This is a genomic window from Cellulosilyticum sp. I15G10I2 (assembly GCF_900095725.1).
Taxonomy (GTDB): Bacteria; Bacillota; Clostridia; order Lachnospirales; family Cellulosilyticaceae; genus FMMP01.
In genome coordinates this window covers 158,132-172,913 of the sequence record NZ_FMMP01000009.1, presented here as the reverse complement: position 1 = coordinate 172,913, position 14,782 = coordinate 158,132, and the positions used below count along the sequence as shown (strand labels likewise).

Annotated in this window: 14 protein-coding genes; 3 read left to right on the top strand and 11 right to left on the bottom strand. The window is 35.9% G+C overall.

Translation table 11 applies throughout. The features are described 5' to 3' along the window. The first annotated feature begins 24 nt into the window (after window positions 1–24). From nagE to BN3326_RS09415, 3 genes are all read left to right on the top strand, one after another. On the top strand, window positions 25–1,419 hold the full coding sequence (gene nagE, locus BN3326_RS09425; RefSeq protein WP_069998941.1) for an N-acetylglucosamine-specific PTS transporter subunit IIBC: 1,395 nt from the start codon (window positions 25–27) through the stop codon (window positions 1,417–1,419). Between the two features lie 117 nt (window positions 1,420–1,536). After that, window positions 1,537–2,028 (top strand): PTS sugar transporter subunit IIA, encoded by a 492-nt coding sequence (locus BN3326_RS09420; RefSeq protein ID WP_242875977.1) that lies wholly within the window; start codon window positions 1,537–1,539, stop codon window positions 2,026–2,028. Window positions 2,029–2,030: 2 nt separating this feature from the next. Next, window positions 2,031–2,981 (top strand): DUF7916 family protein, encoded by a 951-nt coding sequence (locus BN3326_RS09415; protein ID WP_069998939.1) that lies wholly within the window; start codon window positions 2,031–2,033, stop codon window positions 2,979–2,981. Window positions 2,982–2,991: 10 nt separating this feature from the next. Here BN3326_RS09415 and BN3326_RS09410 read toward each other — a convergent pair whose 3' ends face one another. The 11 genes from BN3326_RS09410 to BN3326_RS09355 form a co-directional block, all read right to left on the bottom strand. Continuing rightward, window positions 2,992–3,984 carry a zinc dependent phospholipase C family protein gene (locus tag BN3326_RS09410; protein WP_069998938.1) on the bottom strand — a complete coding sequence of 331 codons (993 nt, stop codon included), beginning with the start codon at window positions 3,982–3,984 and terminating at the stop codon, window positions 2,992–2,994. A gap of 120 nt (window positions 3,985–4,104) precedes the next feature. Beyond that, window positions 4,105–5,178, bottom strand: a complete 1,074-nt coding sequence (locus BN3326_RS09405) for a glycosyltransferase family 4 protein (RefSeq protein ID WP_069998937.1) — start codon at window positions 5,176–5,178, stop codon at window positions 4,105–4,107. A 128-nt stretch (window positions 5,179–5,306) separates the two neighbouring features. After that, window positions 5,307–5,744 carry a deoxycytidylate deaminase gene (locus BN3326_RS09400; RefSeq protein WP_069998936.1) on the bottom strand — a complete coding sequence of 146 codons (438 nt, stop codon included), beginning with the start codon at window positions 5,742–5,744 and terminating at the stop codon, window positions 5,307–5,309. A 24-nt stretch (window positions 5,745–5,768) separates the two neighbouring features. Beyond that, complete coding sequence (upp, locus tag BN3326_RS09395; protein WP_069998935.1) at window positions 5,769–6,398, bottom strand: uracil phosphoribosyltransferase; 630 nt, start codon at window positions 6,396–6,398, stop codon at window positions 5,769–5,771. Between the two features lie 36 nt (window positions 6,399–6,434). Next, window positions 6,435–6,863, bottom strand: a complete 429-nt coding sequence (gene rpiB / locus BN3326_RS09390; RefSeq protein ID WP_069998934.1) for a ribose 5-phosphate isomerase B — start codon at window positions 6,861–6,863, stop codon at window positions 6,435–6,437. 92 nt (window positions 6,864–6,955) lie between these two features. Then, entirely contained in the window at window positions 6,956–7,396 is a 441-nt protein-coding gene (locus BN3326_RS09385) for a low molecular weight protein arginine phosphatase (RefSeq protein WP_074463604.1), read from the bottom strand. A 421-nt stretch (window positions 7,397–7,817) separates the two neighbouring features. Further along, window positions 7,818–8,852 carry an L-threonylcarbamoyladenylate synthase gene (locus BN3326_RS09375; protein WP_069998932.1) on the bottom strand — a complete coding sequence of 345 codons (1,035 nt, stop codon included), beginning with the start codon at window positions 8,850–8,852 and terminating at the stop codon, window positions 7,818–7,820. A 135-nt stretch (window positions 8,853–8,987) separates the two neighbouring features. Then, window positions 8,988–9,395 (bottom strand): adenine nucleotide alpha hydrolase family protein, encoded by a 408-nt coding sequence (locus BN3326_RS09370; protein WP_069998931.1) that lies wholly within the window; start codon window positions 9,393–9,395, stop codon window positions 8,988–8,990. 242 nt (window positions 9,396–9,637) lie between these two features. Continuing rightward, on the bottom strand, window positions 9,638–10,114 hold the full coding sequence (locus BN3326_RS09365; RefSeq protein WP_069998930.1) for a hypothetical protein: 477 nt from the start codon (window positions 10,112–10,114) through the stop codon (window positions 9,638–9,640). Between the two features lie 61 nt (window positions 10,115–10,175). Further along, window positions 10,176–12,644 (bottom strand): glycogen/starch/alpha-glucan phosphorylase, encoded by a 2,469-nt coding sequence (locus tag BN3326_RS09360; RefSeq protein WP_069998929.1) that lies wholly within the window; start codon window positions 12,642–12,644, stop codon window positions 10,176–10,178. Window positions 12,645–12,780: 136 nt separating this feature from the next. Next, a complete protein-coding gene (locus tag BN3326_RS09355) occupies window positions 12,781–14,070 on the bottom strand; it encodes a M18 family aminopeptidase (RefSeq protein ID WP_069998928.1) in 1,290 nt (429 codons plus the stop codon). Window positions 14,071–14,782: the final 712 nt, after the last annotated feature.

Below are 14,782 nucleotides of genomic sequence, written 5' to 3'. Positions count from 1 at the left end.
AAAACATAATGAGGGGGAATATGAATGAATAGTATGTTTAGTAAGTTGCAAAAGTTGGGGAAGGCTTTAATGCTTCCAGTAGCAGTATTACCGATTGCGGGACTATTACTACGGTTAGGGCAGCCAGATGTATTTAACATTCCTTTTATGGCAGCTGCAGGAGGGGCTATTTTTGATAATTTGGCACTACTTTTTGCTATAGGTATTGCTGTTGGTCTTGCTAATGATTCCAATGGAGCAGCAGGACTTGCTGGGGCAGTAGGTTATTTTATATTAAATACGACAGCTACAACAATTAATCCTGTTATTAAATTACAGGCGTTTGGGGGAATTATAGCAGGTATAGTAGCGGGGATGTTATACAATAAGTTTAAATCTGCTAAGCTACCAGACTTTTTAGGCTTCTTTGGTGGTAGACGTTTTGTACCTATCGTAACAGGTGGGGCATCACTGATAATCGGCGGTGTTTTAGGATATATATGGCCGCCTATACAAAATCTTCTTGCAGTAGTAGGTAATTGGTCTGCAAACAGTGGGGGAGTAGGAGAGTTTGTATTTGGCTTCTTAAACCGTTTACTTATTCCTACAGGCTTACATCATGTACTTAATAACATATTTTGGTTTCAACTGGGAGAATTTAATGGTGCAACAGGAGACTTGGGCCGGTACTTTGCACAAAATCCAGCAGAAGGTCTTTTAGATCCAACAGCAGGTATTTATATGGCAGGTTGGTTCCCAGTTATGATGTTTGGTCTTCCAGCGGCAGCACTTGCTATGTATGTATGTGCTAAAAGAGAAAATAAGGCAGCCGTAGGTGGTGCATTATTCTCAGTAGCTTTTACAGCATTTTTAACAGGGGTTACAGAACCACTTGAGTTTATGTTTATGTTCTTAGCACCCGTGCTTTATGCAATTCATGCGCTTTTATCTGGTGTAGCACTTGCAGTAACTAGCTTGTTAGGAGTTAGACACGGGTTCACATTTTCAGCAGGAGCTATTGATTATGGACTAAATATGGGACTTTCAACAAATGGCTTATGGATTATACCATTAGGGCTTGCTATTGGAGCAGCTTATTTCTTTATGTTTATATTCTTTATCAAAAAATTCGATATTCCTACACCGGGACGTGAAAATGATGAAGAAACAGAAGAACTTGTAAAATTAGTTTCACAAAAAGGAATGGCAGAGCTTGCGACGCTGTATATAAGTAAACTTGGTGGAAAGGATAATATTAAAGAAGTAGATGCTTGTATTACAAGACTGCGTCTAACACTTAAAGATTCTAAAATAGTAGAAGAAAAAGATATGAAAGCGCTAGGAGCTTCTGGTATCATGAGACCAAACAGCCAAAATATACAAGTTATTGTAGGAACCAAAGCAGAACTTATAGCAGATGAGATTAAAAAGCAATTATAATCTAATGGTTTTATTTTTAGGGGCAGACTGTTTTTTCTGCCCCTATAGAGAAACAACATATAAACTTTAAAATGTGAAATCTATATACTAAACAACTAAGGCAGGAGAATGACAACAATGTTTGATTTTTTTAGAAATTACAAGATAATCGATTTATATGCACCTATTGAAGGAACTATAAAACGTATTGAAGAAGTCCCAGATACACTTTTTGCACAGAAAATGGTAGGAGATGGCATAGCTATAGAGCCTGCAAGCGGTATAGTAAAAGCACCTTGCGATGGCAAAGTCGTACAAATAGCTTCTACAAATCATGCTGTAGGTATTGAGACAGACTTAGGTCTTGAGATACTTATACACGTTGGTATAGATACGGTAGAATTAAAAGGGGATGGTTTTAAAAGAATAGTAGAAGTAGGTACAATTGTTAATAAGGGAGATATTCTGCTCGAAATAGATCTAGAGAGAGTAAAAGCATTAGGTAAACCTATTATCACACCAGTTATTATTACTAACACGGAACGAACTGATATAACTTATAAGGCAGAAGGGGCGGTAAAAGTAGGGCATACTGTTGTAATGAAGGTAAAAGTAAAAAAGGAGAAGTAGTAATGAAAAGAGTATTTGATCTTACTCTAAAAGATATAGAAAGTATGAATGCAGCTAAGCTAAAGGAAGCTATAAAGGCTTCGGAAGGCAGAACGGTTATGGCTGAAGTCATAACAAGCTACACACCTTATATTAAAGGGGTGTCAAATATAGAAATGGCAGCAAGTTTTGGAGCAGATATGATTACTTTAAATGTTTTTGATCTGGAGAATCCTTTTATATTTGGCATAGATGATGCAGAACTAGATCTTCTAAATGGATTAGAGAACTGTATATCAAAAGTCCCTGATATTATAAAAAGAAATATAGAAAATAAAGAGTATATTAGAAACCTTAGAAAACTAGTGGGAAGATTTTTAGGGATTAATCTTGAGCCAATTCCAGAAGGGACTCACTATAAAAGAGGACTGCAGTTAAATGAGGCAAATCTAAAGGCAGTTAAAAGATATGGATTTGATTATATTATGATAACAGGCAATCCAAGTACTGGCGTTAACTATGATACCATAAGGGAAGGTATCACCCTAGCTAAAAAGGTTTTGGGGGATGAAGTGCTTATTATAGCAGGTAAAATGCATGGAGCAGGAACTGGTAATATAGAAAGCAAGGAAATGTTATTGGAGTTTGCTCGGGGAGGGGCAGATGTCGTGTTGTTTCCAGCACCGGGGACAGTTCCAGGATTTGATATAGGTAGGGTGAAGGAGATGACTGAGACGGTGCAGCAAGCTGGGGCACTTGCCATGTCTACAATAGGAACATCACAAGAAGGTGCCAGCCAAACCGTTATAGAAAACTTTGCACTTATGTCAAAGATGGCTGGGGTTGACATACAACATATAGGAGATTGTGGCTCATTTGGGATGGCACTACCAGAGAATATTATGAGATTATCTATTGCTATAAGGGGAATAAGGCATACGTATAAAAGAATGGCATTATCTATTAATAGGTAATGCCATTCTTTTATAGTCTGATATAGTCGGGACTTATATATTTCATAGGTCTTGTATCGCTGGTTGGAAGACCTGTCAAGTACGAGATATTTGGAAGGAGTTCTTTAAACTCTTCTGCAGGTAGTTTTGAGGTAGTAAAGTCAAAAGCTGCTTGTAGGAGTAAGGTGCTTTTTTTCATAGCATTTCTTAAAATATCATTAAAACTAAATGTATAAATATTACCTGTAACAGGATGACACCATACTTGTTTACCATCATTCATATAATCAATACTAGAATTCACACAATTATGATAAGAAAATGCTACATTGAGAGAACTCAAGTTTTTAGGCAGAAGTGGAAAAGCAGCTCCAGCAAACAATTTCTTTGCCCCGAGTGTATCATAAGTAAACATAAAGTAGTTTCTGGCATCTTTATAAGATTTTTTAAAAATGTTCCCGCCATTATTAATATTGTAAGTTAAAAACAATGCTTCATCATATATGCTTAAAATACTATAAGGAATAGTAATATTTTTAAGTATATGCTGATGTATTTTAAAGCGATGTGCTTTAAGTCCGAATTTTTGTTCAAGTAAAAGAGAGTCGATTGCGAGTTCAATTTTTTTATGAAGTGTCTTGTAGATGGCTGTATCAGGAGTATCCTCATACCTGCCGCCTAAATAAAATATATACGGATGTGCCATGGAATCTAAAATATAATGACACATAAAACCACACAGATAGCTTAGACTTTCATTAAATTCCTGAGAATTTATATCATATCTTTTAAGATGAGACAAGGCAGATATTAAAAAATCTCCTGTTTGATCAGTATGCATTTTAAGTCCGATATAAGCTTTGCTTTCTTTTTGGGGAAGTGTATTATAATACATTAAATCAGGTCCTTGAAGACCAATTAAAAACAGATTTTTATTTTCTTTTATAATCTTATAGATGGGAGATTGTTTTAAGTTTTGTGTAGTGTCAAGCCCAAAAAGATAGTGAGTGATAATATCTGGCATTCTAAAAGCTCCTTTATTTAAACTAGGTATCTTCAGTATAGCACTATATGATTTTAAACGATAGAGGGAGTTTTTAATAAAAAAAACTCCTTTAAAAAGGAGTTTTTAGCTAGTTTATTTTTAGTCTTTATGAGTAGGTAAATTATCCTCTTTGCTATTAGAAGACATATTCTTTGAATTAAAGTACAAAAGTATACCCATCATCAAAAACACTAAAAAAGCAAAGCGAATATCGCGGTTGACAAAACCGATAGCAGATAATCCTAAAATACCGCTAATGCCATATAGAGTTACTACTGCTTGTTTTTGAGTATATCCTTTATCTACGAGTCTATGGTGCAAATGGCCGCGATCAGGGGACATAATAGGTTTACCAGCTAAAAATCTTCTGATAATAGCAAAGGCTGTATCAAAGATAGGTAGGCCAAGGACTAAAACAGCAATAAAGATAGCTGCAATAGTATATCCTTTAAGAAGCCCTAGTATTGAGGTAATACCTAGTGTAAAGCCTAAAAACGTTGAACCTGTATCTCCCATAAAGATGGAAGCTGGATTAAAATTATAAGGCAGAAAGCCCATACATGCCCCAGCAAGTGTAGCTGTAAGAATTACCCCAGGAAGATAACCTGAATAAATGGAAAGCACCATTAGGGATAATGAAGCAATAGAAGATACACCAGCAGCTAAACCGTCAAGACCATCGATCAGATTAACGGCATTTGTTATACCAACAATCCAAATAACAGTAGCAGGAATAGAAAATATATTCGTATAAACGGGGTTATTCCCTATAAAAGGAATAAAGAAAAAGTCAATGCGTATACCGCTAAGTGCAACAAAAGAAGCAGCGGCAATTTGTATTATAAACTTTAATTTAGCATCTAACTCATAGATATCGTCAAAAAAACCTAAGAAAAAGATTGTAGAACATCCTATTGTTATTCCCAAAATCTGCTTCCAGTTAATAATGGGCAGAACAGGCATGATGACGAATATGATAAGAAAAGTTATCATAAATCCTGCGAAGATAGCTATCCCACCCATACGTGGAATAGGTTTTACATGCATGTCACGTTTTCTTGGCCTCGCAATGGCCCCTACTTTAAATGCAATTTTTTTTGCAAGAGGGGTTGTGAAAAATGAGATTAAAAATGCTAATATAAAAGCTGTCAGGCATAGAGCTGTATAGCCCATATTTTTCATCTCCTTAAGTATGTAAACATCACTTAGTAACTTTATTTTATACGTATTTAGCATTCACTATTCTTGAATTATAAAATAGAGCATGCTAAATATTTCATGATGTACTAAAAACTTAGTCATTAAATTTGAATAAGTGTAATGCCAGCTTCACTAAGAAGCTGGGCTGAAAGCGTATCAGGATAATCGCCTTCATAAATAATATGTGAAAGGCCAGCATTTATAATGAGTTTAGCACATAAGCTACAAGGTTGATTGGTCACATAAATCATAGCCCCTTTCATGGGAATACCATGCTGAGCAGCTTGAGCTATAGCGTTTTGTTCAGCATGAAGTGCACGACAAAGCTCGTGTCTTTCACCAGAAGGAACATTAAGCTGTTCTCTTAGGCAGCCAACTTCACTGCAATGTTTGCAGTTAGTAGGGGCACCATTGTAACCAGTTGACAAAATCCTTTTATCTTTTACAACAACAGCACCTACTTGTCTGCGCAGACAAGTAGAGCGGGTTTTAACGAGGTGAGCAATTTCCATAAAATATTTATCCCATGATGGCCGCACAATTATTCCTCCAGAATAAAATTATTATTTTGTACCAAACAATCTATCGCCTGCATCGCCAAGTCCTGGAACGATATAAGCATGATCATTTAATTTCTCATCAAGAGCTGCAACATAAATACTTACATCAGGATGAGCTTTTTGGAGTGTGTTTAATCCTTCTGGAGCGGCTATTAGACATAGGAAATTAATATTTTTTGCACCGCGGTCTTTAATAAACTGAATAGCCGCAACAGCTGATCCACCAGTAGCAAGCATAGGGTCAAGAACAAAGAAATCTCTCTCTTCAATATCTTGTGGTAGTTTGCAATAATATTCAACAGGTTGAAGGGTTTCAGGGTCTCTATATAATCCAATATGCCCTACCTTTGCTGTTGGTACAAGATCAAGCATACCATCAACCATACCAAGACCAGCGCGTAAAATAGGCACAATACTTAGGTTTTTACCAGCAATACATTTGCCAACAGCATGGCCAACAGGGGTTTCAACTTCTGCATCTTCAAGGGGGAGATCACGAGTTGCTTCATAACACATAAGTTGTGCTATTTCTCGTACAAGCTCACGAAATTCTTTTGAACCTGTTTCTTTATTTCTTAAACGTAATACCTTGTGCTGAATTAATGGGTGATCCATAATAAATACTTTACTCATTTTATATATTCCTCCTAATGTATATTGAATTATTAATTAGTTTTCAATTTTAGATATTCTGTTGATATGTCTTTCATCATTAGAAAATCCTGTTGCTAAAAAGGTATCTACTACCATTAGAGCGTGAGAAGGGCCAATAACACGACCGCCTAAAGCCAGAACATTTGCATCGTTGTGAAGACGCGTAGCTTCAGCTGAGAAGACATCGTGACAAAGCGCGCATCTGATACCAGGCACCTTATTTGCAGCGATAGATATACCAATACCTGTTCCACATATTAAAATACCTTGAGTACATTCACCACTTAGGATGGCACTTGTAACAGATTTAGCATAGTCAGGATAATCTACGGACTCATCAGTATAACAACCAAAATCTTTAAATGCAATGCCTTTGGCGCTAAGATGTGAAAGAATCTCCTGTTTAAGTGCAAAACCACCATGGTCGCTTGCAATTGCTATCATATTTTTTCCTCCAGTTTTATTATATTATAAATTAGCAGTATTGTAACTATCTATTATTTATTGTACCTATTACTATTACTATAATACATTTTTTATATTTGTAAATAGAGTTTGTTTACAAGCTTTTCTATCTCAGACATACATATGCGATAAGTATCTAAAGAGCCGCCATAAGGATCAGTTATACTATTACCTTCTCCAACGTATTCAAATAAGGCATGAACCTGCGAAGATAAGAAGGGATAATTTGTGAGAATTGCTTCTTTATGTGATAAGCTCATTGTAAGAATAAGCGCATTATCATCTGCAAGATCAGGGCTAAATAAAGTAGAGCGGTGTAAAGATGCATCTATATTTCTTTCAGAAAGAAGTGCATGTGCATGTTTAGATATAGGTAGTGGCGAATAGACGCTGATCCCGGCAGATAGAACTTCAATGTCAGAGTTATTATTTTGCTTGATAAGAGATTCAAGTAAAAATTTTGCCATAGGACTGCGGCAGGTGTTGCCTGTACAAACGAATATGATTTTCACTTGGTAATAACCTCCTTTAAGAACTTAGTATTTGCTATGGGGCCGCAGAGAAATTTTAAGGGTTCACCAGTTGCTCGGTTCCGCATTTCTAAAAATCTAAGCGGTTTCTTCAGCCTAAAATGAGTGTACTTCTCATTTTGGGTTATGAACGGTCGAAACTCGCTACGCTCAAACATCTCCCTAAAAACCATTTGAATAAACCGCTAAGATTTTCTTAACGAACCTTCGTGAGAAGGTTTATGCTCACAGGCAACTTCCAAACCCTTAAAATCCCTCTGCTACACTTTGGAATGTCTGGTTATAAATAATTAGTTTGCCTGCAGTCTATCACTACCAAGATTGAGCTTGGCAAAAGACATCCCCTAAACACCTCATTAGCGTTCATCCGTTGTAGAGGTTATTTGGCAGATGCAGAAAATAGTTATACATCAATAATATTATGCGCAGCGGATTTTTCGAGTCTGTTCATGATGGCTTCACCTATGCCTGTTTTGGGGAAGGCAAGGGAATAGACGATATCCATATGATGATCATCAAATGTTCTTAAGTCTTCGAAAAGTTGGGCTGCAATTGTACTGAGGTTCTGTGAAGTGCCGACGCTTAGGGTGAGGTTGGCATTAAATAAATGCTTTGTTTCCTCAGTAGCGAGTACGCCTACGGTTTTCCCAGCTTTATGATGTGCTTGTATAAGTGTATTTATTTTGTCTGTAACTTTTTTCAGGTCTCCTCTAACAATAAATACCTCAGCATTGGGTGAATAATGTGTATACTTCATACCAGGTGCTTTTGGTAGCGCGTTATTGGATAAAGAATGACTAATAGCTGGGTCGACGGTTACGTCCTCTAGTACTTGCTGCAGCATTTCTAAAGTAATGCCTCCTGGACGAAGAATAGTTGGGACTTTGGATGTCATATCTAAAACTGTCGATTCAACACCAAATTCTGAGTTTCCGCCATCGATAATAGCCTCAACTTTACCATCTAGATCTTCGATGACTCTTTTGGCATTGGTTGGACTAGGTTTTCCAGAGGTGTTTGCACTTGGTGCAGCCAGGGGAAAACCGGATAGGTTAATAAGTTTCTGCATGGTAGGGTGACTCGGAAATCTAACAGCGACAGTATCAAGGCCGCCAGTTACTATTTTAGGAACAATAGAACTAGCCTTAAAAACAAGTGTAAGAGGTCCGGGCCAAAAGGCATCCATTAGCAGTACAGCTTCCTCGGAAACATCTATTGCTAAATTATAGAGCATGTCTCTACCTGCAATATGTACGATAAGGGGATTGTCACTAGGCCTTCCCTTGGCAATAAATATATTAGATACGGCACAACTATTTAGCGCATTAGCACAAAGGCCATATACGGTTTCTGTGGGGGCAGCAACTAGTCCGCCTTTTTTAATAATATCTGCGGCACTATTTAAATCTTTCGAATGAGAAATAATAATTGTTTTCATTAAAATCTCCTAATAATTATAAAAGGTATTAATCTGCCATATAGTATAACACAAAAGAACAGTAAAAATAACAAAAACAGCTAAATTTTGTTTATACAAAAAGAGTATAGCATAAAGCACTATACTCTTATGTATTTAAGCTTCTTGAAATTTATAATCTTCTCTTGAAAGCACAGCTACATTAATATCGGGCAGGTTTTGTGTTAATTGCTCATATACACTTTCTTGATTGCCCAGTTCATTAATGATAGGCGCTTCACCCAATACTAAGTGTGTTATATGGTTATTTATAATAAAATCTAAAATGGTTTGCGTAATGTTGTTGCTGCATAAGAAATGAACTTCACCACCAAGTTCACTGCCATAGCCAAATAAATCTTCAAGCAAATTACTACTCTCAGGGTTATCAAAAATTGTTTCACCCCTACGGACATGCAAAATATGAAGAGGAGCCTGCATAGTTTCTGCGATATTAAATCCTTGTGAAATTAAACGACGACTATTTTCTTGTATAGTAATACAAACTAGCACCTTTTCTTTCATTACATTCCCTCCTTGATATAGGGTATCACTATAAATTAATTATAGCACATGTTAGCCTTATAAATATGAATAAAAAGTAAATAAATAGCTTTTTTAAAAGCATCTTCTAAATTATTTCTGGAAATAAGCGTAACAAGAAAAAATGGCAAGCTAGCACTACGGTGTTATGAATCATGTAGTGATTGCTTGCCATGCTAATTATTAACCGAAGGTCATAAGCACAAGCTTTTGACCCAATTAGTTTATTTAAAAGGGGAGTATCCGCACATAGGAGGGGAGGAGCATAAAGTATAAATGTATTTTCGCATGCGTCTTCTATATAATTCGTTAAGAAGAAGAGGGCGAATTAAAAGATCTAGAACGCCGCGCTTGGTGTATCTTAGAGTTTCTGTCGTTTCAAACTCCTTTAATGTATCTGGAGCATCATCTTTTATTTCCATATAAATAATGTCTGCCATATTGTCTATAGTTGCACTAGATGGGTATGCAGCATAGATTGGGCTGGTACTATAGTCTTGTGAATTAAGATACTGGCTAATGTAATAATGAATCTTTTGGCAAAAAGGGGGATAATTTTTCATTAGAAAACGTGTTTCAAGCTCGTCATATTGTGCCTGCAATGCAAGTTCAGAATTTAATATATCCATGGAAGTATTTAATGTATCCGAGTGAGGGAGAGTAGTTGTAGTCACCTGGATGTCGGTATAATTATTCTCCAAGGGTAGCACCTCCTTAAGAGGGAATAATATAATACCATTATATTACATGTGTGTAAATATGTTACTGTTTTTTGAGTAGTTTTAGCTTGTCAAGTTCCCAAATTTCAGTTGCATATTGAGAAATCGTTCTGTCTGAACTAAACTTGCCCGAACATGCGGTATTAATAATAGCCATCTTAGTCCAACGTTCTTTATCCATGTAAGCTGTATCGATTCTCTTTTGAGCGTCATGATAAGCTCTCAGGTCTTTTAATATAAAATAAGGATCAGCTAAATTATCCCCAGCTCTATTTAGAAGAGATTCATAAAGCTCCCTGAATAAGTCAGGCATACTAGGTTCAATGGTGCCGTTAATGAGCTGCTTAACGATTCTATGGATAGCGGGGTCATTATTATAAATATCCCAAGGATTATAAGTGCCAGACTGATAAAGTGAAAGCACCTCATCACATGTAAGCCCGAAGATAAAGATATTTTCCTCGCCAACTTCTTCATAAATTTCAATATTTGCACCATCTAAGGTACCAATAGTTAAGGCGCCATTTAACATAAACTTCATATTACTTGTGCCGGAGGCTTCTTTGCTTGCTGTAGAAATCTGCTCACTAACATTAGCTGCTGGAATAATAATTTCTGCATTTGATACGTTGTAATTTTCTATAAAGATTACAGTCAAATATTTTCTGACTACTGGATCATTGTTTACTAGATTGGCTACAGAATTAATAAGTTTAATAATAAGTTTTGCCCTTGTATAGCCAGGAGCTGCTTTCGCACCAAATATAAAGGTACGAGGGACATAATTACCATTTGGATTATCTTTGATTTCATTGTAAAGCATTAAGATATTGAGTACATTCATAAATTGTCGTTTATACTCATGAAGCCGCTTAACTTGAACATCGAAAATAGAATGGGGATTAACCATTATGCCTTGATGATTTTTAATATAATCAGCGAGTCTTACTTTGTTATGAAACTTAATGTCATTATATTCTTTAGCAAAAGCTTTATCTGTTGCATGAGGAATCAATTTTTTAAGCTCCATAAGATCTGTAGTCCATTTATCTCCAATTGTATTATTAATCAGATCTGCAAGTTCGGGATTAGAATGACCAAGCCAGCGTCTTTGCGTAATACCATTGGTTTTATTATTAAATTTATGAGGATAAATACGATAGAAATTTTTAAGCACATTATTTTTAAGAATTTCTGTATGAATCGCAGCAACACCATTAATTGAAAAGCTTCCTACTATTGCGAGGAATGCCATCTTAATCTGTCCATCAGAGATAATACTCATATTATGAATAAGATTTTCTGAAAGGCCATGAGTATCCCGAAGGTCTAAGCAAAAACGTCTGTTGATCTCCTCGATGATCTGGTAAAGACGAGGCAGAAGTCTTCCGAATAAGTCAACAGGCCACGTTTCGAGCGCTTCGATCATAATCGTGTGATTAGTATAGGCACAGGTACGGGTAGTAATGTCATATGCTTCTTCCCAGCCTAGTTTTTCTTCATCTAATAAAATTCTCATTAACTCAGCTACAGCTATTGCAGGATGGGTGTCATTCATTTGGAAGACTACTTTTTCGGGAAGTAAATAAATATTACCATGGTTTTTTTTGAACTTTGAAATAGCTTGCTGCACAGTAGCAGATACAAAGAAATACTGTTGTTTAAGTCGGAGCTCTTTACCTTGGTAGTGATTATCATTAGGATAAAGCACCTCTACTAAGGTCTTAGCAAGAGTCTGCTGCTCGACAGCTTTTTGATACGCGCCTTGATCAAAGAAACGTAAAATGAATTTTTGAGGAGCTTCGGCTTCCCAAAGTCTAAGAACATTGACAAAGCCATTTTTGTAACCCACGATTGGCATATCATGCGGAATAGCAAGAACAGACTCGTAATTTTGCTGAACAAAGTGTGTACGGCCATATTCGTCTTCATAAGAAGATACAGTACCGCCAAATCTTACTTCTTGGGCACTGTCGGTACGTTTAACTTCCCATGGGTTACCATTTCTTAGCCAATCATCGGGCAGTTCAGTTTGATAACCATCTTCTATTTGTTGTTTAAAGATACCATAGTTATAGCGGATGCCGCATCCGTAGGCTGGGTAAGACAGCGTAGATAGGGAATCCATAAAGCAAGCAGCAAGGCGTCCAAGTCCTCCGTTACCAAGACCGGGGTCTGGTTCTTGATCTTCAATTTGAGACAAGTTGATTTTAATATTAAGTTCATGTAAAACCTCATTAACATTCTCAAGAATACCCATATTAACAAGATTATTACCAAGTGCACGACCTACCAAAAATTCCATAGACAAATAATATAATGTCTTAGGGTTTTTTTGATTATAAGCTCTTTGGGTTGCAATCCAGTCGTCAGTGATAATATCTCGTACTGCAAAAGCTACAGCTTGATACAGTTCTTGAGGGGTTGCATCCTCGAGAGCCTTTCTGGAAAAATTTCTAACATGGTCAAGAATTTCTTCTTTAAATTTTTCTTTATTAAATTCATATGCCATAATATACCTCCAAAGTGTAATGAATTACATATTTATCAATCAGATTAAAAATTTAACGAAAATACAAACAATTAAATTACATTATACAATAAAAAAGTTATTAATATACATTTTTAATTATTAAATTTTTTTAAACTTAGAGATTAAAAAACTCTAAAAGCGCTTTGCATGTATAAATAAAGTCTTTCTCTGTCATAAGTTCACGAACAGAGTGCATGCTTAGAATGGGTGTGCCTATGTCTATTGAACGCATCGTTAAATGAGAGGCCAAGACAGGACCAATGGTTGATCCCCCTTTTTCATCTGAACGATTTACAAAAACTTGATAAGGGATAGCATGTGTCTTACAAAGGGCGGCAAAGGTACTGTAAGAATCGCTATCAGTTGTATAACTAAAGCATGAATTAATTTTAATTGCAGGGCCTTTGCCCGGAAGCACCTTATTAGTAATATCCGATTTTTCAGGATAGTTAGGATGAATAAGATGTGCTACATCTGCGGATATCATAAATGAGTTTTCAAGGGCAATGAAAAATTCTTCACGGGTTTTGCTTAAAGATATTAGTATACGCTCAAGAATATTAGCTAAAAATGGGGAGTCTGCTCCTTGTCTTGTACGACTGCCTACTTCTTCATTATCAAAACATGCAAAGAGTGAGATGCCTCTTTTGGAAGTGTTATTTATAATACCATATAAGGCACTATAGGTCATAGATAAATCATCCAGTCTGGGGGCAGAAATAAATTCATTATTTAGACCGACACACATACTCTTTTCAAAAGGATGCAAGAATAAATCCATATCTAATATGTCTTCTGCAGGCACGTTGATTTCTTTACTAATGAGTTCTTGGAGAAAATTTTTATCTACTATTTCATCTAAGTAAGCAAGTATTGGAAGAATATCTTTTTGTTTATTAATAGGAACGCCATTATTAATTTCTTTATTCATGTGTATAGCAAGATTTGGAATAACAAGAAGGGGGCGGTTAATATTAACAAGGGTACTACTCGGATGAAGGGGGTCTTGGCCTTTAAAAGCAATCCGTCCAGCTATAGAAAGTGGTCTGTCAAGCCAAGTATTTAAAATAGGACCGCCGTATATTTCGGTATTCAACTTAATATAGTTTTCAAACTGTATTTGAGGATTAGGTTTAATTCTAAAACCAGGAGTATCACTATGGGTTCCCACTATTTTAAATCCTTCTTCTACAATATTAAGGGAATTTACACAAAATGCAGCTATTGCAGAAGCATTTGTCATCGTATAATATTTACCCCCTTCTTTAATCTCCCAATGTGCTTTAGGATCAAGAAATACAAAACCCTCCGCATCTAACTTCTCCCTGCATGTTTTAATCGTATGAAACATACTTGGACTATTATCTATAAAATCTATTAATTCCTGTGTTAATTGTTCGCTCATTACATCCTCCTAAAATCAGCTATTTCTTTTTATTTGTCTTGCAGCTATAAATTTATTAAATCCCAATAGACTTCAATTCTGCTCTAGCATTCTAGCTGTATCAACTATAATTTATTAAAATTTAAGTTTTAATCTAGGTTAATCAATTACACCTAAAGTTAACGGAATCCAACTTGGCAGCCGGGGGGCTCTTTTGACCCGACTCCGGTTTGGCAGAAGCAGACTGTCCGAAAAACTAATTCAAACTTAAATAATTCAAGGCCTAGCAGGGGAGATTTTAGGGTTCGGAAGTTGCCTCTGTAGTATTTCGTGAAGAAAATCTTAGCGGTTTATTTAAATGGTTTTTAGCCGCACTGTTTGAGCAGCACTCATCCCTTGGGATGAGTCGCGAGTTTGCGGCGTTCATTTAAAGAAAGCGCTTAGATTTTTAGAAATACGCAAGGGAGCAACTGGAGAACCCTAAAATTCCCCTGCGGACCGTATATAGATATTTAAATTATAAAGTTTAGTATTAGTTTTTCTGGCAGCTTGATAGATAGCCAGAAGAAATAGTCTATTCTACTTATTCTGATTATACACTTATTCCAAACTTTTTAGTACGCTCACCTAATTATTATGTCAAAAAAAATTAATTCTATTTGAATATCTTAAAGTCATTTAAAATAATTGTTGACAAATTTAGTGAAGCTGAATATTATATAATTAAATATAT

Bases quoted from the DNA above. Each gene is read 5' to 3' on its own strand.
- nagE (WP_069998941.1), top strand. From the start codon at position 25: ATGAATAGTATGTTTAGTAAGTTGCAAAAGTTGGGGAAGGCTTTAATG.
- BN3326_RS09420 (WP_242875977.1), top strand. From the start codon at position 1,537: ATGTTTGATTTTTTTAGAAATTACAAGATAATCGATTTATATGCACCT.
- BN3326_RS09415 (WP_069998939.1), top strand. From the start codon at position 2,031: ATGAAAAGAGTATTTGATCTTACTCTAAAAGATATAGAAAGTATGAAT.
- BN3326_RS09410 (WP_069998938.1), bottom strand. From the start codon at position 3,984: ATGCCAGATATTATCACTCACTATCTTTTTGGGCTTGACACTACACAA.
- BN3326_RS09405 (WP_069998937.1), bottom strand. From the start codon at position 5,178: ATGGGCTATACAGCTCTATGCCTGACAGCTTTTATATTAGCATTTTTA.
- upp (WP_069998935.1), bottom strand. From the start codon at position 6,398: ATGAGTAAAGTATTTATTATGGATCACCCATTAATTCAGCACAAGGTA.
- rpiB (WP_069998934.1), bottom strand. From the start codon at position 6,863: ATGATAGCAATTGCAAGCGACCATGGTGGTTTTGCACTTAAACAGGAG.
- BN3326_RS09375 (WP_069998932.1), bottom strand. From the start codon at position 8,852: ATGAAAACAATTATTATTTCTCATTCGAAAGATTTAAATAGTGCCGCA.
- BN3326_RS09370 (WP_069998931.1), bottom strand. From the start codon at position 9,395: ATGAAAGAAAAGGTGCTAGTTTGTATTACTATACAAGAAAATAGTCGT.
- BN3326_RS09360 (WP_069998929.1), bottom strand. From the start codon at position 12,644: ATGGCATATGAATTTAATAAAGAAAAATTTAAAGAAGAAATTCTTGAC.
- BN3326_RS09355 (WP_069998928.1), bottom strand. From the start codon at position 14,070: ATGAGCGAACAATTAACACAGGAATTAATAGATTTTATAGATAATAGT.